The 23,904-nt window shown below is 47.5% G+C and carries 18 protein-coding genes; 10 read left to right on the top strand and 8 right to left on the bottom strand.

Annotated features, from left to right (window positions below; all coding sequences use genetic code 11):
* Positions 1–45 precede the first annotated feature (45 nt).
* Positions 46–948 (bottom strand): glutamate biosynthesis transcriptional regulator GltC, encoded by a 903-nt coding sequence (gene gltC, locus C7R93_RS02420; protein WP_106837304.1) that lies wholly within the window; start codon positions 946–948, stop codon positions 46–48.
* A 124-nt stretch (positions 949–1,072) separates the two neighbouring features.
* Here gltC and gltB point away from each other — a divergent pair, with 124 nt between their 5' ends.
* Together gltB and C7R93_RS02410 are read left to right on the top strand one after the other, a co-directional pair.
* The gene (gene gltB / locus C7R93_RS02415; RefSeq protein ID WP_106837303.1) at positions 1,073–5,686 is read left to right on the top strand and encodes a glutamate synthase large subunit; all 4,614 of its coding nucleotides are present in this window, start codon (positions 1,073–1,075) and stop codon (positions 5,684–5,686) included.
* Between the two features lie 120 nt (positions 5,687–5,806).
* Positions 5,807–6,319, top strand: a complete 513-nt coding sequence (locus C7R93_RS02410) for a WG repeat-containing protein (protein ID WP_106837302.1) — start codon at positions 5,807–5,809, stop codon at positions 6,317–6,319.
* 311 nt (positions 6,320–6,630) lie between these two features.
* Here the strand turns inward: C7R93_RS02410 and C7R93_RS02405 are convergent, their stop codons facing one another.
* Positions 6,631–6,843, bottom strand: a complete 213-nt coding sequence (locus tag C7R93_RS02405) for a glycine zipper domain-containing protein (RefSeq protein ID WP_106837758.1) — start codon at positions 6,841–6,843, stop codon at positions 6,631–6,633.
* Positions 6,844–7,035: 192 nt separating this feature from the next.
* Here C7R93_RS02405 and C7R93_RS02400 point away from each other — a divergent pair, with 192 nt between their 5' ends.
* A complete protein-coding gene (locus C7R93_RS02400; protein ID WP_106837301.1) occupies positions 7,036–7,458 on the top strand; it encodes a VOC family protein in 423 nt (140 codons plus the stop codon).
* Positions 7,459–7,533: 75 nt separating this feature from the next.
* On the opposite strand, the gene C7R93_RS02395 is transcribed toward C7R93_RS02400, so the two are convergent.
* The 3 genes from C7R93_RS02395 to C7R93_RS02385 form a co-directional block, all read right to left on the bottom strand.
* Entirely contained in the window at positions 7,534–8,862 is a 1,329-nt protein-coding gene (locus C7R93_RS02395) for a GntP family permease (RefSeq protein ID WP_106837300.1), read from the bottom strand.
* A 25-nt stretch (positions 8,863–8,887) separates the two neighbouring features.
* Entirely contained in the window at positions 8,888–10,429 is a 1,542-nt protein-coding gene (gene gntK / locus C7R93_RS02390) for a gluconokinase (protein WP_106837299.1), read from the bottom strand.
* A 196-nt stretch (positions 10,430–10,625) separates the two neighbouring features.
* Positions 10,626–11,492, bottom strand: coding sequence for a MurR/RpiR family transcriptional regulator (locus C7R93_RS02385; RefSeq protein ID WP_106837298.1), 867 nt, complete (start codon positions 11,490–11,492; stop codon positions 10,626–10,628).
* Between the two features lie 171 nt (positions 11,493–11,663).
* Between C7R93_RS02385 and gnd the strand changes: the two genes are divergently transcribed.
* Positions 11,664–12,560: a phosphogluconate dehydrogenase (NAD(+)-dependent, decarboxylating) gene (gnd, locus tag C7R93_RS02380; protein ID WP_106837297.1), complete on the top strand. Its 897-nt coding sequence runs from the start codon at positions 11,664–11,666 to the stop codon at positions 12,558–12,560.
* A gap of 55 nt (positions 12,561–12,615) precedes the next feature.
* Here the strand turns inward: gnd and C7R93_RS02375 are convergent, their stop codons facing one another.
* Positions 12,616–13,320, bottom strand: a complete 705-nt coding sequence (locus C7R93_RS02375; protein WP_106837296.1) for a MerR family transcriptional regulator — start codon at positions 13,318–13,320, stop codon at positions 12,616–12,618.
* A 179-nt stretch (positions 13,321–13,499) separates the two neighbouring features.
* On the opposite strand from C7R93_RS02375, the gene C7R93_RS02370 reads away from it, so the two are divergent.
* Positions 13,500–14,765 (top strand): class I SAM-dependent methyltransferase, encoded by a 1,266-nt coding sequence (locus C7R93_RS02370; RefSeq protein WP_106837295.1) that lies wholly within the window; start codon positions 13,500–13,502, stop codon positions 14,763–14,765.
* Positions 14,766–14,767: 2 nt separating this feature from the next.
* Positions 14,768–17,353 carry a metallophosphoesterase gene (locus tag C7R93_RS02365; RefSeq protein ID WP_106837294.1) on the top strand — a complete coding sequence of 862 codons (2,586 nt, stop codon included), beginning with the start codon at positions 14,768–14,770 and terminating at the stop codon, positions 17,351–17,353.
* A 50-nt stretch (positions 17,354–17,403) separates the two neighbouring features.
* Here the strand turns inward: C7R93_RS02365 and C7R93_RS02360 are convergent, their stop codons facing one another.
* Both C7R93_RS02360 and C7R93_RS02355 read right to left on the bottom strand, forming a co-directional pair.
* Positions 17,404–18,816: an alanine/glycine:cation symporter family protein gene (locus C7R93_RS02360; RefSeq protein WP_106837293.1), complete on the bottom strand. Its 1,413-nt coding sequence runs from the start codon at positions 18,814–18,816 to the stop codon at positions 17,404–17,406.
* Between the two features lie 42 nt (positions 18,817–18,858).
* Positions 18,859–19,836, bottom strand: coding sequence for a glutaminase (locus C7R93_RS02355; protein ID WP_106837292.1), 978 nt, complete (start codon positions 19,834–19,836; stop codon positions 18,859–18,861).
* Positions 19,837–20,101: 265 nt separating this feature from the next.
* Here C7R93_RS02355 and C7R93_RS02350 point away from each other — a divergent pair, with 265 nt between their 5' ends.
* The 4 genes from C7R93_RS02350 to C7R93_RS02335 all read left to right on the top strand — a co-directional run bounded on the left by C7R93_RS02350 (position 20,102) and on the right by C7R93_RS02335 (position 23,789).
* Positions 20,102–21,361 (top strand): ATP-binding protein, encoded by a 1,260-nt coding sequence (locus C7R93_RS02350; RefSeq protein ID WP_146142407.1) that lies wholly within the window; start codon positions 20,102–20,104, stop codon positions 21,359–21,361.
* A gap of 4 nt (positions 21,362–21,365) precedes the next feature.
* Positions 21,366–22,298 carry a response regulator gene (locus C7R93_RS02345; RefSeq protein WP_106837290.1) on the top strand — a complete coding sequence of 311 codons (933 nt, stop codon included), beginning with the start codon at positions 21,366–21,368 and terminating at the stop codon, positions 22,296–22,298.
* Between the two features lie 149 nt (positions 22,299–22,447).
* A complete protein-coding gene (locus C7R93_RS02340; protein ID WP_106837289.1) occupies positions 22,448–23,197 on the top strand; it encodes an alpha/beta fold hydrolase in 750 nt (249 codons plus the stop codon).
* A 7-nt stretch (positions 23,198–23,204) separates the two neighbouring features.
* Positions 23,205–23,789: a TetR/AcrR family transcriptional regulator gene (locus C7R93_RS02335; RefSeq protein WP_106837288.1), complete on the top strand. Its 585-nt coding sequence runs from the start codon at positions 23,205–23,207 to the stop codon at positions 23,787–23,789.
* The last annotated feature ends 115 nt before the right edge of the window (positions 23,790–23,904 follow it).

Below are 23,904 nucleotides of genomic sequence, written 5' to 3'. Positions count from 1 at the left end.
GTCGACTACTGACAACTGTCTGTCAGTAGTTTGAAATTCTTTTTCTTAACTGTACTTACTCAACACATCAAAAAACTCTTTCAAAAAATGATAAAAAAGCTTTTCAGAAGGTGGAAGCTCACGGTTGTTGGGAATGATGATGCCCACTGTTCGCGTCACTAATGGCTCACTAATCGGGATTTTCACTGTCTCACGCGGAACGTTATCTGTTAACGTAAGCTCTGGCAACAAAGTGACGCCCAAGCCTGCCGCTACTAACCCTTTAATCGCATCGATATCTTCCCCTTCAAAAGCAACTTTAGGAGAGAAGCCCATTTGCGAGCAAGCATTGACGGCGATATTACGGAGGATGAAACCGGGTGGAAACAACACAAACGTATCTTCCTGCAACTGACTGAGCCGCAAACTCGGCAGCTTGGACAGCGGGTGCTTGGCGGGCAGGAGTGCCACGATGTTTTCCGCAAAGAAGATATGGCTGCGGACATTTTTTTCCTGAGTAGGAACAGGGCCAAGAAAAGCCAAGTCGATCTCACCGTTGATGACTGAATCGATCAGCCCCTGATAAGACCCTTGCTTCAATTGAAAGCCGATATCTGGATAGCGCGCACGAAAACCGGAGATGACCGTCGGCAGGGGATTGGCAGCGAGGCTGCTCGTAAAACCTACCCGAATCGTGCCGCGTGACGGGTCGAGGAACTCCTCGATCTTTTCTTTTGCTTTCTCGATTTCGTTCATCGCCATTTCGACGTGCTGCAAAAAGATTTTGCCAACTGCCGTCAATTTAATATTGCGACCTTCGCGGAGGAACAGCGACACGCCGAGCTCCGCCTCCAGATTGGCAATTTGCCGACTGAGGGCAGATTGGGCAACGTGCAAATTATGTGAGGCTTCGGTGAAGTGCTCTCGTTTGGCGACCTCGATGAAGTATTGAATCTGTCGTAGCTCCATGAATACCCCCACCTTACCCATTTATCTCGATTTGAGATAGATTTTGCATAAATTATATATTGTTTGTATCGTTTCACTCAATCTAAAATTGAAATACCAGAGAGAGCAAGGAGAGTGGAGATACATGACGACACAAGGAATGCCTGCTAAGCAAGGTCTGTACGATCCGATTTTTGAACATGACGCTTGCGGAATTGGTTTTATTGCCAATTTGAAATCCAAATCAACGCATGAAATGGTCCGAAAGGGTCTGAAAATTCTGTGCCAACTGGAACACCGCGGCGGTCAAGGCAGTGACCCAGAAACGGGAGACGGTGCAGGGATCTTGACGCAAATTCCACACGCCTTTTTCAAAAAGACCTGTAAAGAGCTGAATATCACGCTGCCTGTGCAAGGAAAATACGGTGTAGGTATGCTGTTTCTTCCAATGGATGAAGCGAAACGCCAAACGTATGAAGCGCAGCTGGAGGCGATTGTCTCAGCAGAAGGACAAAAGCTGCTCGGCTGGAGAACCGTTCCTGTCGATGCGACGAGAATCGGTAAAACGGCTGTAGCGAGTCAGCCTTATGTCCGCCAAGTATTCATCGGAGCCAGCTCGAATATACAGGACCAAATGGCGTTTGAACGGAAACTGTACGTCATTCGCAAGCAGGTGGAACAGGCAGCAGGTGCTGATTTTTACGCAGCGTCCATGTCTTCGCGAACGATTGTCTATAAAGGATTGCTCACACCAGGACAACTGGATGCTTTTTACCTTGATTTGCAAGATAATTCTTACACTTCTACCTTCTCGGTCGTTCACTCGCGTTTTAGCACGAACACATTCCCTACATGGGAGAGAGCACACCCGAATCGTTATTTGATTCACAACGGGGAAATCAACACCTTGCAAGGAAACATCAACTGGATGATGGCTCGTGAAAAAATGTTCCAGTCTGAGGCGTTTGGTGCTGATTTGGCAAAAGTGGTGCCAGTCATTGATATGGCGGGCAGTGATTCGGCGATCTTGGATAACTGCGTGGAGTTTTTCTCGCTGGCTGGCCGTTCTTTGCCGCATGTCGCGATGATGATGATTCCTGAAACGTGGGATCAGGATGAGCGAATCGACGAAAATAAGAAAGCTTTTTACGAATATCATAGCTGCCTGATGGAGCCGTGGGACGGTCCAACAGCTATTTCCTTCACGGATGGCAGACATATCGGCGCGATTCTCGACCGAAACGGATTGCGACCAGCGAGATACTATGTGACGTCCGATGATACGATTATTTTCTCATCAGAGGTTGGAGTTCTCGAAGTACCAGATGAAACGATTGTCCAAAAAGGCCGACTTAGTCCTGGACGGATGCTGCTTGTCGACCTCGAAGAAGGCAGAATCGTATCTGACGAGGAGATTAAGCAAAAAATCGCAAGCGAACAGCCATATCGGGAATGGGTAAAAAACAACCTGCAAGCTATTGAGGATTTGCCAGCAGCAGGTCGCACGGAGGAGTTACAAGGAGAGAGCCTGCTTGTACATCAAAAAGCATTTGGCTATACACAGGAGGAGGTTGACAAGGTACTTGCCCCGATGGTGGCTGAGCAAAAAGATCCTATCGGTTCCATGGGCGTAGACACACCACTCGCGGTATTGTCAGATCGCGCACAGCTTTTGTACCACTATTTCAAGCAGTCATTCGCCCAAGTAACGAATCCGCCGATTGATGCGCTGAGGGAGGCCTGCGTAACATCGACGCATACTGTGCTTGGCGCGGAAGGCAACCTGCTCACACCAGATGCGAACAATTGCAGAAGAATACGTTTGACCAACCCATTGATCTCCAATCAGGAGCTGACAAAGCTTCGCGCAAACCCATACCAAGAGTTCAAGGTGATAACGTTACCGATACTCTTCCCAGCGCAAGAGGGAGAACAGGGGTTAGAGTTGGCACTCGATCAATTGTTCGCTTCGGCGGACGAAGCGATTGCGGCTGGCTACACCTTGCTGATTTTATCAGACCGCGGAATGAATCCGGATTTGGCTGCGATACCTGCCTTGCTGGCTGGAAGTGGACTTCACCATCATCTCGTCCGTGCAGGGACACGTACCAAAGCTAGCATCATCATAGAATCCGGTGAACCGCGTGATGTGCACCAGTTCGCCATGCTGATTGGTTACGGTGCCGACGCGATCAATCCATACGTCGCCATCTCAACGGTAAACCATCTGGTTGTATCGGAAAAGCTGAAAGACATCACAATCGACGAAGCAATCGAAGTGTACCTGCAAACAGCCGTAGAAGGTGTTGTAAAGGTCATGTCCAAGATGGGCATTTCGACCATTCAGAGCTACCGCGGTGCACAAATTTTTGAAGCGGTTGGCATCCATTCTGCCGTCATCGATCGCTATTTTAGCCGTACTCCTTCACAGATTTCGGGGATCGGCCTGGATGTGATTGCGGAAGAGACACTGATTCGCCATGCGAAAGCATTTTTGCCTGAGCATTCTGAGGAAGCTTTGGATGCGGGTAGCGATTTTCAGTTCCGCCGTGACGGTGAATTCCACTTGTTCAATCCGAAGACGGTTCATGCCCTGCAAAAAGCTTGTCGGGAAGGCAGCTATGAGCAGTACAAAATCTATGCGGAACAAGCGACAGCACAGCAATTCGTGGCCCTGCGGCATTTGCTCGATTTCAAGTCCAATCGACAGCCGATTCCGCTCAGCGAGGTAGAATCTGTTGACTCCATTGTTCATCGTTTTAAAACGGGGGCGATGTCATACGGCTCTCTCAGCAAGGAAGCACATGAGACCTTAGCGATTGCCATGAACCGGTTGGGTGCGAAAAGCAACAGCGGGGAAGGCGGCGAAGATTCGGCACGGTACATCATGGATGAAAACGGAGATTTGCGACGCAGTGCCATCAAGCAGGTTGCATCGGGACGCTTTGGTGTATCCAGTCATTACTTGGTCAATGCCTCTGAGATCCAGATCAAGATGGCACAGGGAGCAAAGCCGGGTGAAGGCGGTCAATTGCCAGGAAGCAAAGTCTACCCATGGATTGCCGAAGTGCGCGGATCAACGCCAGGAGTAGGACTCATTTCACCGCCGCCACATCACGATATTTATTCAATCGAGGATTTGGCACAGCTGATTTTCGACTTGAAAAATGCGAATCCGCGTGCACGAATCAGCGTGAAGCTCGTATCCAAGGCTGGAGTCGGGACGATTGCGGCTGGTGTGGCGAAAGGTCTTGCAGATGTCATTGTAGTCAGTGGTCACGATGGCGGCACAGGTGCTTCACCTAAATCAAGCATTAAACACGCAGGTCTGCCATGGGAGCTCGGTCTTGCTGAGACCCATCAGACACTCTTGCTGAACGAATTGCGCGACCGTGTGGTTCTGGAAACGGACGGCAAACTGATGACGGGACGCGACGTCGTCATTGCAGCTCTACTCGGTGCGGAGGAATTCGGCTTCGCAACGGCACCACTTGTTTCCATAGGGTGTGTCATGGCTCGCGTATGCCACCTCGATACATGCCCAGTAGGTGTGGCGACACAGAATCCCGAGCTGCGAAAACGGTTTAAGGGTGATCCGCAGCACGCTGTGAACTTCATGCGTCTCGTTGCCCGTGAAGTTCGCGAGATTATGGCACAGCTGGGTTATCGCTCCATCGAGTCGATGGTCGGTCAGAGCCATGTGCTGAAGATGAGCGACAAGGCAAAAGAACACTGGAAAGCCAAACACATCGATTTGTCCGCGCTCTTGTTCCAACCGGATGTCTCCGAGGAAGTGGGCCGCTATCATCAACGCAACCAGGATCACAAGCTGGAAGAAACGCTGGATCGTCAAAAACTGCTCAAGCTGTGCAAGCCAGCATTGGATAAACAGCAGCAGGTAGAGGCTAAACTCGCCATTACCAATACGAATCGCGTGGTCGGGACGATCCTGGGCAGCGAGGTAACCAAACGCTTTGGCGAGCACGGTCTGCCGGAGGATACAATCCGCCTGCAATTTACTGGCTCGGCAGGTCAAAGCTTCGGGGCATTTGTACCGCGGGGCATCACACTTCGTCTCGAGGGAGATGCGAATGACTACGTAGGAAAAGGGCTGTCCGGCGGGAAAATCACCGTCGCGCCATCGAAGAAAAGCAAATTCGCACCCGAGCACAACATGATTATCGGAAACGTTGCGTTCTACGGAGCGACGTCTGGTGAGGCGTATATCAACGGTCTGGCTGGTGAGCGATTCTGTGTTCGCAACAGCGGAGTGACTGCTGTCGTTGAAGGAGTAGGTGACCATGGCTGCGAGTATATGACTGGGGGACGTGTCGTTGTTCTCGGTCCCGTCGGCAAAAACTTTGCAGCAGGCATGTCAGGCGGTACAGCGTACGTTGTAGCTGAGGATAAAGAAAAGTTTGCGGCGATGTGCAATCAAGAGATGGTACTCCTGGAGACGCTTGAAGATCAACAGGAGATCGCTCGAGTCAAACGCTTGCTGGAAAACCACGTCAGCCACACAGGTAGCCGTCATGCACAAGCTTTGCTCAATGAATGGGAACGTACAGTCAAACAGTTCGTCAAAGTCATTCCAAAAGATTACAAGCAAATCGTCTCCACGATGGAGGAGTTGGAGAAATCCGGTATGAAGCGTCAAGAGGCGATTTTGGCCGCTTTTGAAATGAGCCAGAAGAAAGGCGATGCCAAAGCACCGAAAAAGAAAGCGCCTGAGCAGTCCTTTGTCTCAGTGGGCAAATAATGAGGATAGCCGATGACTTATTTTGTGAGTCGTCGGCTTTTCTTTTGGTAACCAATCCCTTGTCCATGACGTCATAGGTGTAGGATTTTGCTAATAAGCCAGCGAAAGAAGGGATCATGGATGAAACGATTCACCATCATGGGTGTATCCATCGCTGCTCTGCTATTTTCGCCCGTCATCGCCACCGCTAAGGAAGGCGTGATCAACAGCAAGGGAGAATGGAGCGTGGCACCTACGTTCGAGGAAGTGAAGGACACGGGTGGACTCTACGCTGCAACACTGGGAGACAGTCCATCCAACCAATCCTGGGGTTTTATTGATCAAAGAGGAAAGTGGGTAATTAAGCCTCAATTCTCGTACGTGGGTTCCTTCGCTGCAAACGGACTTGCGCCTGCTGCACAAAAACTGAAATACGGTTACATCAATAAAAAGGGACAGTGGGTCATCAAGCCACAGTTTGACTATGCCGCTGATTTTTCCTCGAATGGACTCGCTGAGGCCAGAACAAATGGAAAGACCGAATACGGAAAGATCGGTTATATCAACAACAAGGGAAAATGGGTTATCAAACCGCAGTTTTCTTGGGTGAGGAGCTATTCTCCAGCAGGCTTTGCGGTGGTCGGTGTTCAGTAAAAAGAAGAGCGAAAGACTTTCTATCCCTGTCAGTTGCTATAAATACGGCGTGATTGGGATACTTTCTTTTCTATTGATAGGATTGGGAAGCTGGAGAATATTTGCTATGATGATGAGTGGCTCGAGCAAAGTGCGTTTTTGAAAGTGGGAGGCGAGGGATCGCAATGGGCATGTGCGGTAATTACATAATGGCATCCAAGCGTTCTTTAAGCGCGCCGTTGAACAAGAGAAAGGGCTTATTTTCAACATCAGCTAATAGAAAGAGGTGCAGGCTTGTCCCTGCACCTCGTTTTTCACACAAAGAGCTGACTCTATTCTGCTCGGTCTTTATCGGCATCATTATTCTCAACATCCCATGTGTCATTGGCGTCAGCCGCCACATTTTCTCCCATTTCGTTGCCAAGTGCACCCCCGGCAACCGCACCTGCAATGGTACCAAGTGGCCCTAAAATAGAACCTACGGCAGCACCGACTGCCGCACCGCCAACTGTTCCTACAGCTTCAGAAGCTCCACTGCCTGACATGTTCGCTTCGTTGTTGTCAACGTTGTCAACAGCATCGTTTTGATTGCGTTCGTTGTTAGTAGCCAAGATTGTCACTCCCTCGATTAGTGTTGGGAAGCTCTGCTATATCAAACGTGCAGTCCCAAGGCATAGGTTGCCCCAAACAAATAATTTAATTCCAAAAATAACCTTGAAGGTGGAGGTACCGAGATCATGATTCAATCCATTGTCCATATCGCGCTAGTGGTCAAAGATTATGATGAAGCCATTGAGTTTTATACCAAGAAGCTCCATTTTACCTTAGTAGAAGATACGTATCAGGCAGAACAGGATAAGCGGTGGGTTGTCGTAGCTCCACCTGGCTCTTCCGGCACCACCATCTTACTCGCAAAAGCTTCCAAGCCTGAGCAAGAGCCTTTTATTGGCAATCAGGCAGGTGGTAGAGTCTTTCTCTTTTTAAATACAGATGACTTTTGGAGAGATTATCATGAGATGGTCTCAAGAGGCATCCAATTTGTAAGGGAGCCAATGGAACAACCTTACGGAGTGGTTGCGGTTTTTCAGGATCTATATGGGAACCTGTGGGATTTGTTAGAGCTGAGAGAAGATCATCCGATCGCCAAACGAATGAAGTAGCGAGTTACCCATCCAGAAAAAAAACAGGTCTTACCTCCAACGATGTGGATGGAAAGACCTGTTTTTCATTATGTGTTACACGATATAGGACAGTCCCATGATCAAAATGATTGCCACAACAGAAAGAATGGTTTCCATCACTGTCCACGTTTTAAGCGTATCTTGTACAGACATATTGAAGTATTCCTTGATCAGCCAGAACCCAGAATCGTTTACGTGGGACAGAATCAGGGAGCCAGCACCTGTTGCCAGTACCAAAAGCTCTGGGCTTGTTCCAGGGATTTGCATCGCGATCGGACCTACGATACCGGCTGCCGTCATCATGGAGACGGTTGCAGAGCCAGTTGCTACACGGATCAAGGCCGCAATCAGCCAGCCTAGGAAAATAGGGGAGATCGCAGATGCAGTAGCGAGCTGGGCAATATAGTCGCCTACACCGCTGTTCAACAGTACTTTGTTAAATGCGCCACCTGCCCCGATGACGAGCAAGATTGTCGCGGTCGGCGCCAGGCAATCATTTGTGAATTTGAGAATGTCGTCTTTAGTAAAACCACGGTTGAACCCGAGCGTCCAGAACGAAACAATCACGGCAATCAACAGGGACGTAATCGGGCTTCCGATAAAATCAGCCCATTGGCGAATCGTATTTTCTTTTGGCAGCGTGACATCCGCAACCGTTGCAGTCAACATCAACAGCACAGGGAGCAAGACGGTGAAGACGGTGATCCCAAAGCCAGGCAAATCACGCTCGGATTTTGGCTCTGCCAACTGGGATGCGAGCTCTGGAGAGATGCTGGTTTTAACGCGTTTGCTAATCCAACTGCCGTAGATCGGTCCTGCAATAATAGCGGAAGGCAGAGCCACAATGATGGAGAGCAAAATCGTTTTGCCGACATCCGCTTGGAACAGATCGACAGCGGCCATAGCGGCAGGGTGCGGCGGCACGATCCCGTGAACGATGGAAAGACCCGCTACGAGCGGAATTCCGATTTTGACAAGGGAGACACCTGTTTGTCTGGCAATCGTAAACACGAGGGGAATCAAGAGAACAAAACCAACCTGGAAAAATACCGGAATCCCTACGATAAACGCCACGAACATCATTGCCCAGTGTACGTTTTTCTCACCGAAACGATTGATGAGTGTACGGGCAATGCGTTCGGCTCCGCCAGATTCAGCCATCATTTTGCCAAGCATGGTTCCCAAGGCTAGCACGATCGCGATAAAGCCGAGAGTGCCACCCATCCCATCCTTGATCGAATCCACAACTTTTACAAGCGGCATGCCGGATGCGATTCCCACAAATCCAGCGGCCAATAACAGTGCGATAAATGGGTTTAATTTGAAGCGCGTAATGAGAACGAGCAGGAAGATGATGGACAGCAGTGTAATGACGAGTGGCATGATGAACCCTCCCTAGTTGTTGTCTCTAGTTGTTCAACCGCTTTTGGAATTCGGCTATCAGCTTGTACTCTTCCAGCAGGTTGTAATAAACACGCTCGTATATATAGAAAAGCTCCAAATAGACACTGGATCGTTCCAAATCAGGCTCATGGCGATGGGAAATATGAATCATCTTTTTCACATCTTGCAAATCATCCATCGCTCCCAATGCATGCATGGCCAAGAGAGCGGCACCAAAGCTCGAGCTCTCATGACTCTCTGGAATCAGAACCTCATAGCCGAACATATCGGACATGATCTGGCGCCATTCCCGCGAGCGGGCGAATCCACCCGACGCACGGATTTCCTTGGCACCACCTGCCAGATCGCGCAGGGCGATACCGATGCTGTAGACGCTAAACAAGATTCCTTCGAGAACAGCTCGGATAAAATGCTCGCGCTTATGATGGAGGCCGATACCGAAGAAGGAGCCTCGAGCTTGGGCGTTCCAGTACGGAGCTCGCTCGCCGGATAGGAAGGGGAGAAAGAGCAACCCGTCTGCACCAGCTCGAACATGCTCGGCAGCTTGAATCATGACTTCATAGGGATCAACGCCGAGCTGTTTGGCTTTTTCCACTTCGGGCCAACTGAATTCATCACGGAACCAGCGAAGCATGATCCCACCGTTGTTCGATGGTCCGCCAATTACCCAATGATTTTCCGTCAGTACGTAGCAGAATGTCCGACCTTTTGGATCTGTGATCGGCTCTGGAACAACTGTTCTTACAGCGCCACTCGTGCCAATCGTGATGGCAACTTGTCCGGGATCAATGGCTCCGATACCGAGGTTGGCCAAAACCCCATCGCTGGCACCAACGACGAAGGGCGTATCCGGATCGATCCCGATCTCTTCCGCATAACGAATCTTCATTCCTCGCAGGATATGAGTAGTCGGCACAGGCTCACTGAGATGTTGCTTGGAAATGCCTGCGACTCGAAGCGCCTCCTCATCCCAGTCGAGCTTTCTCAGATTGAACAGCCCCGTAGCTGAAGCAATGGAGTAATCGACGATATACTCACCAAAAAGCCGATAAATAACATACTCCTTGATCGAAATAAACTTGGCTGCCCGCCGAAATGTATCAGGAAAATTCTCCCGGAGCCACATGATTTTGGGTAGTGGAGACATGGGATGGATGGGTGTGCCTGTTGCTAAGTAAATCTGATGACCGACACCGTCTGCTTTTAGTCGATCTGCTTGTGCCACGCTCCGATTGTCAGCCCAGATGATGCTGTTCGTCAGGGGATTGCCACTCGGGTCGACAGCGATCAGACTGTGCATGGCAGTAGAGAAGCCAATACCACCGATCTCGCTTTTGGCAATGCCTGCATGCTCCAGTGCTTGCTTCAATGCCTGGATGACAGCAGCAAAAATCGTCTCCGGCTCTTGCTCAGCCCAAGACGGCTGGGGAACGAGTAGCTGATAATCGATATTCCCCGTACCGCGGATGGCACCGGAAGGAGTGAAAACAATTGCTTTGGTACTGGTTGTCCCGATATCAAGCCCAATAAAGTAGGTTTGCGTCATAGATGTCACCCCTAATTGAATACGCTTTCAACGTGTTGTCATGGAGATAACGCGATTATATCGAAATTTTTTTCATTTGTTAAGCATTAAGAAAAAAATTATTTTATAAATGAACACTTTACATGATGCTTGTATGATTTGCATTTTTCTCCTGCAAGTTGCAAGAGGAGGCTAAGCAAAAGAAAAAACGCCTGATTTACAGACGTTTGAGTGAGATGGCTTCGCGGATGTGCTGGATATTGGCGATCGTATCATCTTGCCGCCGTAAGGATACGGCTACATAAAGCAGATCAATTAAGCTGAGCTGAGCAAGCCTGGATGACAGGGCTTCTGTGCGAAATACCGTTTCGCGCGAGGTCGTGTACAAGCACATGTCTGCGAGACGCACGAGAGGAGATTTCCCATAGCTCGTGATGCCGATTGTTTTGGCTCCGGCGTCCTTGGCAATCTGTAGGGCTGCCAAAATATCTTTATTGGACCCAGAGTGGGAGATACCTACGACGACAGCACCTTTGCTAAGCAGAGAGGCAGACATTACTTGATAGTGAGCATCAGAATGATAGAGACAAGGGATGCCTGTCCGCATAAATTTGTGGTAGGCATCCTGCGCGATGACGGCTGAGCCTCCCGAGCCGTAAAACTCGATCCGGTTTGCATTTTCCAGACAGGAGACGATTTTCATTAACTCATCTTTATTAATAATCTGCTGCGTATCCCGAATCGTCTCGATATTCGCTGTGAAAATTTTTTCAGCAATTGCACTGACGTCATCGTCGTCGAGATTGATTTCTTGGTGAATGGTTTGCTTTGGATTCGTGACTTCGCTTGCCAAGGCGATCTTGAAGGCTTGGTAGCCGCGAAATCCAAGCCTGCGACAGAGACGAAATACGGTAGCATCTGCACACTGACATTGGTCGGCTAGCTCCGTGATGGAGAAGTGAATAATTTCACTGGCATGCTCCAAAATATAGTCGGCGATCTGTTGTTCTTTCCCGCTTAATTGCGTATAGATAGCGCGTAATTGCGTGAGCACACGAGGAGCAGGTGGGGTGGAAGCGTTCATCAATAGGTACCTCCTAACGTTCCATTGTGAATCTGTACTGATAGTATAAGGAAAATCCGACTCCTTTTCATAGGTTCGAAAAAATTTTCTTCATTTTTGATGAAAGATGAAAATTTTTGTCTTATAATACGTGATAACGGAAATGATCCAAAAAGGAGTGACGTACTCGCTATGAAACTTGCGATTCTCGGATTAGGAAAAATGGGGTACAACCTCACGCTTAATTTGCTCTCGCATCAGCATGAAGTCGTAGCCTATGATGTAGATTCCACTCGTGCAGAGGAGTTGAGTCAGGAAGGCGCGCTTCCCGCATTTTCGGTGGAGGACGCTGTTGCGAAGCTGCCGACACCTCGCGTTGTATGGCTGATGGTACCGGCAGGAGAGATTGTAGATCAATTGGTTGATCAACTAGCTACCTTGCTTGCTGCGGGAGATATCGTCATTGACGGTGGCAATTCTCATTACAAGCAATCGTTAGATCGCTATGCTCGCTTACAGGAGAAGGGTATTCACTTCATGGATGCAGGAACGAGCGGGGGCATGGAGGGAGCGCGCCACGGAGCATGTATGATGATTGGTGGAGATCGGGAAGCATTCACTCACATCGAGCCGATGATACGCGACATTAACGTCGAAAATGGGTACTTGTATGCTGGGGAAGCGGGCAGCGGCCACTTCTTGAAAATGATTCATAACGGGATCGAGTACGGCATGATGCAGGCGATCGGGGAAGGCTTTGAGGTACTTGCGAAAAGCCAGTATAATTACGATTTTGCCGAGGTCGCACGTGTCTGGGCAAATGGTTCCGTCATTCGAGGCTGGCTGATGGATTTGACAGAGCGAGCTTTTAGAAAAGACGCAAATCTCGATGAAATCCGTGGAGTCATGCATTCTTCCGGGGAAGGAAAATGGACGCTAGAAACTGCACTAGATCTACAAGCAGCCACACCAGTGATTGCAATGTCCTTGTTGATGCGTTATCGCTCGTTGGACGAGGATACGTTCCACGGTAAAGTGGTCGCAGCCTTGCGCAATGAATTTGGCGGACATGCCGTAGAAAAGAAATAGAGGGTGTAACAGAGGATGAGCGATAATCGCTCGTCCTTTTTTCATTGTCTGGTTGTCAAACGAGCTTCAATACCTCACATAATTCAACCAACCGTCTAACTCCGTACATCTGATGTCGATTCCGGTCGTGGATACTTTTGATCGCATCTGCCGTCACTTTTTTGGCCTGTTCAATACTTTGATTTTCCACTGCTTGTACAATTTCTTTCATGTTCGTTAAAAAATACACTGTATTGCGCAATGTGCGGATAAGCAAAATCTTTCGTATATCCATGGGAGTAAATTGGCGGTAGCCATTCACAGGATCTCTTGGTAGTACAAGCAAGCCTTCTTTTTCCCAATGGCGAATCGCAGACGTTGTGACTCCTGTGTAAGTAGCGACTTCACCAATCGTCATGCGGTTTCGCCACTTTTTGCTGGGCGGAAGGGGAAGATCGAGATTTTCTAAAAGTTCGAGTGTTTGGTCTGCTGCAACCTTCTCCTGTTGAAGGTTGGCCTGCTCTTTATTCACGAGCCAAAAGGCAGCATCCATATCCGACTTTTGAATCGATCGAAGGACTTCACAGGTGACGGCAACTCCAAAGCCAGGAAACATGGCGCGCAGGCAACGAAAATAGGCAAGATGTACTTCTGTGTAGAGACGATATCCGTTTTCTGCACGATCAGGAGCAGGAACGACTCCCCATGATTCATAATGGCGCAAAGCACTCGTGCTAATATGTAGCTCGCGAGCGATCTCAATCGGCTTATAATAAGGCATCTGACGCACCTCCTGCTGGTTTGTTATCGCGGATTTCACTATATCAAGAACTGCCATTTCGAAGCAAATGTTTCTGTTAATTGGAAAGTCGTAATACTTTTACCCTGTTCAGCAGGGGATGGAAAAGCGAAGATTGCTAGTAAGTATTCATTCTTCTTTTCTCAGAGGTGAGACAACGTATGGCTATTGTTCAGCTACGATCAGAAAACCCGGACTTTTCGTACATGATCAAGAAAAATCCGAATTCCGGACTGAGTTTACGATCCATTCGAAAAGGCATCGCATACGGGTGGTTTTCCCACACGGATACATATAACGTTTACTTTAAAGATGCTGAAAATGAGGTTTCTTACAAACAATCCGAACAGGAGCATTTTGAATATTTGAATGTATCCCGGTACAATACACCCTTGTTTCCGTTAAATGCGATCAGTGAATTTTTTTCCGCTCCGATGAAGCAACACGACGAGCAGGATTCAGAAGGGTATGAGCATGTTTTTTTCATCAACATGATTCACATCGAGCGACCGCTGTATCTGACATTTTTTGAGAAGCACTTAAAGAACTTCACCTTTGAACTGAACCACCACGCCGATAAAAGCTACGCTTTGACTATCAAAACGAGAGCGAGTCTGCATCAGCTTCTCCACGTCGTAAGCGTGCTCTGCCTTTTCTTGAGCATGTTTGGAAAAGAGCACATCGATATATCCGATAACATCCTGGATAAATACATCAAGAGCATCAATGTCATCGATGCACCTTTTTACATACGAAGCCTGTTCGCACGCAACTTCCTGACAACCAGAGAGCGTTATCGTAAGTACAAGACCGAGATCGAGAAGACGAGTCGCTACCCCATTCAATTGGAGTATGGCAGCACCGGTTTGCAGAGAAGGAACTATATCGCAAGTCACCTTCCTTTTACGAAATCCATTGTGGATATCGGATGTGGAGAAGGCTTTTATGCGATTCCATTCGCTACCAAGCTACCGCAATATTACTATGCCATCGACATCGACGAACAATTGCTGGAATTAGTCAGGCACAGGGCGGAGGCAAAAGAAATCTCCAATCTGATTTTGTTCCACTCGCTTGATCAGTTTTTACAAGATTACAACGGTGAGCAGGTCGATGTCATTTTGACTGAGGTCATAGAGCATATGAGCAAAGAAGAAGCGAGAGCGTTCATCCACCAAATCTGCAAACGATTGGATTTTGACCATTTTATCATTACGACACCCAACTCGGATTTTAATCAGTTCTATGAGCTGGAAGGCTATCGTCACGACGATCATAAATGGGAAATGGGACAAGAAGAGTTCCAGGCATGGATGACGGAAATCATGAAAGAAGCCGGGGTGCAGGGGCAGTTTGTGTCCATTGGTGACGGCGTGAACGACATCCACACCACACAAGGCATCATTCTCCAGAGAAAGGGGGCGTAACGATGCTGATACAGACACAGGTTCACACGATTTTTATGCTCGTCGGTCCCACCGAATGTGGAAAAACGACCTTTGCCAAAGAAGTACTCATGCCGAAGCTTTCATTTCAAGATGAACCCAAAAACGTAACAGCAAATGTCCAATACATTTCCTCGGACAGCATTCGCCAGGAACTGCTGGGGCATGAGTACGACAAGTATGATCAGGTGATGCTGGAAGCCAGCGAGCAGGCATTCCAGCTCCTGTTTGAAAAGCTGCGCTTGGTGACTTCATTTCCGATCAACGCCGAGTTCGTGGTAGTCGATACAACAGGACTTGCAGAAGATTTCCGCTCAAAAGTCCGCGACATTGCAGCAGAGAACAATTACCGTTTGGAAGTGATCCTCTTTGACTATCGCAATCGGGAAGATTACTACGCATCTGAACGTTCAAAAAAACTGATTACTGGCCACATTCTCCGGTTGAAACAAGAAGTGCTCCGGTCATTATCCAAAGAAGGCTACCACACCATTCACCGGATACGACACAAAGATTTTTACACACTAGCAGATGAGGTGGCTAACCCGCGTTATGAGGTCGTGATCGAAAATAAGGAAGCGTATCTGGCTACGATCCTTCCCAAAGATCAAACATACATCATCATCGGAGACATTCACGAATGCGTCCACGAATTAAAAGGCCTCCTGCAAAACTACGGATTCAAGCTCGAGGACAATCGTCTCATCTCGACTGACAAGGTGCAGCATACCAAAATCATCGTCGCAGGGGACTGGATCGACAAAGGAGCGCAAACTAGAGAGATCATCGAGTTTCTATACGAGAATCAACAGTTTTTCTTGTTTGTACGTGGGAATCACGAAAATTTTGTCTACAAGTACTTGCGCAAGGAACTAAAAGGGGTAGACCCAAAGCTATTGGGGGATTATTTTGATTCCATACAGGTCCTGGAAAAAGACGCGGAATTAACAGAGATGTTTCATCACCTGTATACCCTAGCTCAGCCGTTTTATCGATCCAATGCGCTAACGGGCCCGTCCTATTATGTAACACACGCTCCCTGCAAAAAGAAGTACTTGGGCAAGCTTGATACGAATTCAGTGAGGCGCCAACGCAATTTTCGGATCGACCGAACAGCTTCATTGGAAGAACAACTTGCATTTTTGACGGTTGAAGCGGTCAGTAACCATCCGTATCATATTTTTGGACATATCGCGGCACAAAAAACGTTTCGCTTAAAGAACAAGCTCCATCTCGATACAGGATGTGTGCACGGAAATTCTTTAACGTCAGTCGTGATCTCACACAAGCCCTTTTTCAAATCGGTTCCGTCTGAGCATCGGGTGATGACAGAGGAGCTGCCGATCTTGTTCCAAGCAGAAAAACAAGTATCCATAGGAGATTTGGAAGAGGAAGAACTCCAGCGACTCCGTTACTGCTCGCAAAATAAGGTTAATTTTATCTCTGGAACGATGCCTCCAGCAGATAAGGATGGGGCGACTCAGGAATTGGAGTCGTTGAAGGCAGGGCTGGACTATTTCGCGAATCGAGGCATTCATCAAGTCGTGTTGCAGCCTAAATATATGGGTTCGAGATGCAATCTATATTTACATCATGACCGCGACAAGTGCTTTGCGATCAGCAGAAATGGTTATGCCATCAATCAAATTGATTTGACACCTATTTATGACAAGTTGCATGCAAGGTTCCGCGAATACATGGAGCAAAATGAAATCGCGATGCTCATCTTGGATGGCGAATTGCTGCCGTGGAGTGCAATAGGAAAGGGCTTGATCGAAAAGCAGTTTAAACCAATTGAATCCGCGCTGCGCAGTGAATTTGCATTTTTGCAGGAAAACGGTTTTGAAGAGGCGCTTCACCAACTCGTTCAACAATATGACGAGAGCGGATTCGAAAAAGATCAGTTCCATTTATCCAAGAGTGCGCTCACAGAAAAATTCGGTTCGAGCTTGTATCAAAACTACAAGTATTTGCGAGAAATCAAAGAGAGCTATGTTCCTGTCGACAAGCATGTGGAGGCCTATCACATTTATCAAAAACAGATTGAGCTCTATGCTGGAGAAGGGGAGCTTGTCTACAAGCCTTTTTCCATTCTAAAGGCTGTCTATTTGAATGGAGACGAGCAATTGCCGGATTGGAAAACATCCGATATGTATCGCTTCGTAAATGACGATCATTTTCTCGCCCTCGATTTGTCTGAGTCGAATGCGTATGAACAAGCTGCTGGTTACTTTTCTACGATTACACTGGAAAACAAAATGGAAGGCATCGTGATCAAGCCAGAGTATATCGATCAGAAGGTCGTGCCTGCCATGAAGGTTCGCAATCCTGAGTACTTGTCGATTATTTATGGCTACGATTACCGTTTCCCACACAAGTACCGCAAGCTTTTCAATCAGAAAAATATTTCGAAAAAGCTCAAGACTTCGATGCAGGAACACAGGCTGGGTGAGAGGATGCTTGGTTTCAAATTCGACGACATTTCTCCAGAAAATACGGAGTATCAAAAAGTAGTCGCCACGATGCTCTTTGAGGTGGCGAAGGAAAAAGAGATCGATCCGCGATTGTAAATGAAAAACGAGAAGCCGTTATCACACAGGCTTCTCGTTTTTTTCGTAGGTTATTTGTTGGAGGAAGGAGAAGCATCCCAGGCTTCAATATCATCTAGGCCTTCAATACTGTCCTTGTAGAACACAGGATTTTTTCCTGCTTTTTTCTGTTCCAAATAATCATGTAGAGCAGCATAGGCGACCTTCGATAACATGGCGATTGCAATCAGGTTGACAATGACCATGAAGCCCATGAACAAATCGGCCAAATCCCATACGAGCTGTACCTTTGCTACTGATCCGAATAATACCATAGCGAGTACACTTAAACGATACAGCAAAAGCCATGCTTTGCTCGTCTTTAAAAACTCGATGTTGGTCTCGCCATAATAATAGTTCCCGATCAATGTACTGAAGGCGAACAGGAACACCATAATGGCAAGGAAGCCAGAAGCCCAAGAACCGATATGAAAGCTCAGTGCTGCTTGGGACAGCTCAATGCCACTCAATCCTTGTTGCGTGTACGCGCCTGACAGCAAAATGATAAAAGCCGTGCTTGTACAAATCACGAGGGTATCGAATAGAACACCGAATGCTTGAATCAGACCTTGTTTCACTGGGTGGCTTGTTGTTGCCGTTGCCGCAGCATTCGGCGCACTACCCATACCAGCTTCGTTCGAGAACAATCCACGTTTGATTCCGTGCATGAGCGCTGCCCCGAGAGAACCGCCTGCGATTTGTTCGAAGCCGAACGCATTTTTCACAATGAGAGAAAGGACTTCCGGCATTTTCGAGATGTTCATGATCACGATGAAGAGTGCCATTCCTATGTACAAAATAGCCAGTACGACTACGATGTACTCAGACATTTTCGCGATACGTTTGACACCGCCGAAGATGATTGCTGCAAAAGCGATTGTCATGATGATACCAATTATCAGTCGATCTGTCCCAAACGAATTTTGAAAGGCAATCGTGATGGTATTGGATTGCACGGCATTAAATACGAGACCAAACGAAAGGGTGATGAGGACTGCAAACAGTGCGCCCATCCAACGTTTTTTCAAGCCTTTTTCCATGTAATAAGCCGGACCACCACGAAAACCGTTCTTATCTTTGATTTTATAAATCTGAGCGAGCGTACTCTCCACAAAACTGGATGCAGAACCGATAATCGCAATGACCCACATCCAGAATACGGCACCAGGACCTCCTAATGCGATCGCAATGGCAATCCCTGTAATGTTCCCTGTGCCGACACGTGCGGCCATACTGATACAGAATGCTTGGAAAGGGGAGATGCCGCCATCGTCTTTTGCTCTTCCTTCTTTAATGGAACGGAGCATGTCCGGCAACATTTGTACTTGCAAAAATTTACCCCGGAAGGTAAAGAACAAGCCTAACGCGATTAGCATGACAATGATAATATAGGACCACAAGAAATCGTTTATGGAAGCTGTTACGTCGAGTAGGAATTGTTCCATCGTGTCACCTCGAATTTGTTATGAATTTTTACTTAGTATTCTCTAAAAGATCGATACATCCCATTCCTGAGCGATATGTTTTAACAAAGAAACGCCCGCTACACTGTTTCCACAACCGTCGATAGAAGGTCCAAAAATACCGATTCCGCAGCCATCCTGAAGCGGTGAATGTGGTTTGCGGTTAGGAGGAACCAGTGTCATGATCCCACCTGATACGCCACTCTTTGCTGGCAGACCAACATTCGCAGCAAATTTGCCTGATGCATCGTACATGCCGCAGGTGAGCATCAGTGCTTTAGCCAAACGGACGACATCTTTCGGGAGAACTTGTTCGTTGCGCATCGGATGGAAGCCGTCGAGTGCCAGTATGAGACCGATCAAGGCGATTTGCTCGGTGGTTACTTCAATCGAGCATTGCGTTAGATAAACCTCCAAAGCATCTTCCACTTCGCAGGCCAGATAGCCCGTATCTTTTAAATAATGGGCTAATGCCCGATTTCTGTGAGAGTTTTCCCACTCCGAAAGAAACACTTCCTCGTTCACTGTTGGCGTAACACCCGTAATTTTACTGAAAAATGCATACAAGTAACGCAGTTTATGATCCGGTGTTTGACCAGGGAGGAGCGAAGATGTCGTAATAGCTCCCGCATTGATCATCGGATTAAAAGGCTTACCTGGTTTGTTCATTTCCAGACGGATGATGGAGTTGAATGCATCTCCAGTCGGTTCTACGTCTACCCGATCCAACACGTAAGGGATACCATGGTAGCAGCAAGCAGCAATAAAACTGATTACTTTGGAAATACTTTGCATCGTGAAAGGAGCTTCCCAGTCACCTGCCATGTGCATTTTTCCTGTAGGTTCGATGATACAAATACCTAACTGGTTAGGATCTGTTCTGTACAAAGCAGGGATATAACTGGCACATTTCCCTTCAGATGCCTTGGAACGATATTGTTCCACCCATTGCTGTAATTCATCCACGAGTAAAACCTGTTGAATCAACGCCCGTCCCCCCAAAAATCGTCTACAATGGCCTTACGCGAAGAGAAGAGAAAGCGCTTCCATGCTTCGCGAAATACATATAATGAACACTTTACAAGCACCCTACAAAATAAAACAAAAACTCACAGATTGTTTCACGTGAGTTTCACAATTTTTTTTTGAGACTTGTCCTACATGCGTTTCTCGATAAAAATAGAAAGGGCACCAAGTAACGACATGGGAAGTGAAAGGCGTGCGTGTTCAAACACAAGTAAAACGAGATTGGTATATATTGGTGCTCATGCTTATTACGGTCCCATTGGCAGGAGAGTTGAAGTTTTATCCGGTCAATGAGACATTTCGAATTAGCTTTGGAGCCCCTACCTTTTTCTTCTTTTTATTATTGTTTCAAAGAATTCCATCTGTTCTCGCGGGCTTTTTGACGGGGATTACGGTCGTAAGCTTTCGGATTGTGATTGACCTCATCGCTGGGTACCATACAGCATGGGAGGCTTCCCTCCAAGCGCATTATTCTAGCTTTTTCTTTTATTTCGCTTATTCTGTTCTGTTTTATTTAACTGGAATGCGCCGTTTTCACAATAGGACGATTTTGGTTGGGTTGATGGGAATGGTCATCGAGGTATTGGCTGACCTATTGGAGTTTCTATCCCAATATGTGCTGCTGGAAACCGTCCTCACTTGGGAAGCGGTTCAAGAGATGCTCGTCATTGCTCTGTCCCATAGTTTTATCGTGATTAGCTTTCTCAACATGATGAGGCTGTACGAAGCACAATCGAGGGAACAACAGACAAGGAAACAGAACGAACACATCCTAATGCTGATTTCTACCTTGTATGAGGAATCGATTCATCTGAAAAAAACACTGCAAAATGCCGAGAGTATAAGTATGAAGTCTTTTGAGCTATACCAAGGCTTGCAGGAACTTCATAAGGAACAGGTATCCTCAAATGTAGAGAGCTTTGCCAAGCAAGCATTGATTGTCGCAGGCGAGGTTCACGAGATTAAAAAGGATAACCAACGCATTTTTGCAGGGCTTTACAAGCTGATATCCGATGAAAGTATCACCGATTATATGGATATCCATCAGCTTGTGGACATTATCAGACGAAGCAATATGAAGTATGCCACTTTGTTGGAGAAGGACATACAAATCACCGCTTCTATTACGGGGATACATCCGCTCTACCACGTTTTCATGATGCTTTCCCTGATCAATAATCTGGTGGCAAATGCAGTGGAAGCCATTCACCAAACAGGATCTATTTCCATTGAAATTGATCGGATAGGCGATCTTGTGGAAATCAGAATCAACGATGATGGACCGGGGGTACCTCCACGGCGAAAGGCTTTGCTGTTCAAGCCTGGCTTTACTACGAAATACGATCGAACCGGCAACCCCTCTACAGGGATCGGACTGTCTTATGTACAACAATTGGTGGAACAATGGCAAGGGGAAATCTCCCTACAGGATGGAGTAGGCGGGAAGGGGACAACATTTCTCATGCAAGTACCAATTGATCCGATAACGAAGAAAGAGTGAGAAGATGCTGTTTTATTTAGTAGATGACGATGATGCCGTTCGCCTCATGCTGACGGAAATCATAGAAGACGAGAATTTGGGTGAAGTCGTAGGGGAAGCCTCTGACGGCTCGATGGTAGACGGACATACACTAACCGCACGCAACGTAGATATTTTGCTGATCGATTTGTTCATGCCCAACCGGGATGGGATTGAGACGATTCGCCAAGTGAAGCCGACATTCGCAGGAAAGATCGTCATGATTTCTCAGGCAGAAACGAAAGATTTGATCGCCCAAGCTTACGCCCTTGGAAGTGAGTACTACATTATTAAGCCTGTAAACAAGATCGAAGTCGTGACCATTCTCCAAAAAGTAATCGAAAAAATTCGTCTCGAACGTTCGATACGGGATATTCACAAATCGTTGAATGCCGTCATGCAAGTGGACCAGCAGCCATCTGGACAACCCCGTCCGTCACAGGGCAAACCACTTCGAGAGGCTGGTCAGTTTTTGTTAACGGAGTTGGGTATCGCGGGAGACAATGGAAGCAACGACTTGCTAGATATTTTGGACTTCTTGCATGGATACGAACAAACGCATACATTTAAAAATGGTTTTCCAGCACTGAAAGAGATCTTTGTGGCAGTTGCACAGGATAGGCTCGGAGTAGCTGTGGACGATTCACAAGTAGCCAAGGTTGTCAAAGCTTCTGAGCAAAGAGTCCGGCGAGCAATCTATCAGTCACTCAATCATTTGGCGTCTCTTGGGCTTGCGGACCTCTCCAATTGGAAGTTTGAGAATTACGCTTCACAGTTTTTTGATTTTACGTATGTGTGGAAGAAGATGGCGGAGCTAAAGAGCAATGCCGCATCGCCGGGTTCAGATATTCGGATCAATATGAAAAAGTTCATTCAAGTGCTATATGCAGAGGCGAAGCGCATTCAGTCGGAAGCGTGATTGTTCTGTCTCTGACATGTAGAGGTAAGTCCTGATCATGATGATTAGGACTTTTTGTTTTGGAAGGGAATGTTTATTATTGACTAAACGTTCATTCAATAATAAACTGGGATCAAATACCAAATCTACAATTCACGGAGGGATCACCGATGGATTTGTACTATGAGGTTTCAGGCGAAGGAAAACCACTCATTCTATTGCACAGCGGCGGTGCTGACATGCGGGATTGGACGTTTGTCGCGCGGATTCTGGCAAAGCATTATCAGGTCATCGCTTTCGACGGACGCGGATGCGGGAAATCACCGTCGCCAACAGAAGCAGCCAACTACGTCGATGATTTACTTTCTGTCATGGACTATTTCCAGCTGGATGACGCCATGCTCGTAGGGCACTCGATAGGCGGAAGAATTGCAACGGATTTTGCGCTTACTTATCCGCAGCGAGTGAGTAAGCTCGTGCTGATTGCTCCTGCTTTGACAGGGTATACACCGAGTCAGCCATTCACGGAATGGATGCAGAAAATCCAAGAAGCACCGGATGTTGACCGTATGGTTGAGCTTTCCTTATCCGCCTGTCCGTACCGCGTCGTGATGGAAAGTCCACAGAAGGACCTCTTGGTTGAGATGGCGAAGCATAATCTAGCAAAAATGTTCGAGTGGGCGACATCGGAGTCCGTATGGCCGCAGCCGCCTGCCATTGAGCGTCTCGCGCATTTGGCCAATCAAACATGCTTGATAATCGGGAAGGAAGATGCCCTGGATGCGCAACGTATTGCTGCATATTTTAAAGAAGTATTACCAGAGCACAGGTTTATTGAGATTAGAGGTGCCGATCATAAGCCAACGTTGACGCATCCTGAAGAAATCGCTCGCTCTATCACTGAATTTTTGGAGGATTGACTGAACCGTGCCCCGTACTCCAGCTGAAAATGAGCGCATTCGCCAAGCCGCAAAAGACAAAATCCATGCCGCCGCGATGACGCTGTTCATTAAAAAAGGCTACCACGCGACCTCAATCGACGATGTAGCTAAACAGGCCCAAATTTCGAAGGGACTGCTTTACAATTATTACAAAGGCAAAGAAGAGCTTCTCGCTGCGATGGTCCAGGTCCGGATCGAGGAAGTGAAAGAAGTGATGGAGGCCGCTATGAAGCTTGCAACTCCTTCCGAGCAGCTACGCCATATTGTCGAGGGTGCGCTTGATAACGTCTATGAGCGACCGGATGTCTATCGTTTTTACTTGAATTTGCAAACGCAACCCGAAGATGATCGGGTACTTGCTTCCTACAGAGAGCAGTTAAATGAGGAGTCACGCAGGCAGTTTGAAGTCCAGTGCCAGATCTTCCAGCAGCTAGGCGTAAAGGAGCCAAGACTGAGATCGCTCTATTTTTCTTCGGCGCTCCAAGGCGCAATGCTGATGATGACGACTTATCCGGATGGGTTTCCGGTTGAAGAGATGAAGGAGCAGATGATTCGGGAGTATGGTAGCTGACTTGCAGGATCATAGAGGACGTACAGTAATGATTAGGCTATCCCATTCGTAAGTTCTACTGGTGGGGCAGCCTCTTTTTCTTGCTAAATTGTTTGAGGGGGAATCGAAATGAAGT

It is taken from the genome of Brevibacillus fortis (assembly GCF_003013395.1).
GTDB classification, from domain to species: domain Bacteria; phylum Bacillota; class Bacilli; order Brevibacillales; family Brevibacillaceae; genus Brevibacillus; species Brevibacillus fortis.
Note: the sequence above shows the minus strand (reverse complement) of the source record. Positions and strands in the feature narration are given on the sequence as shown.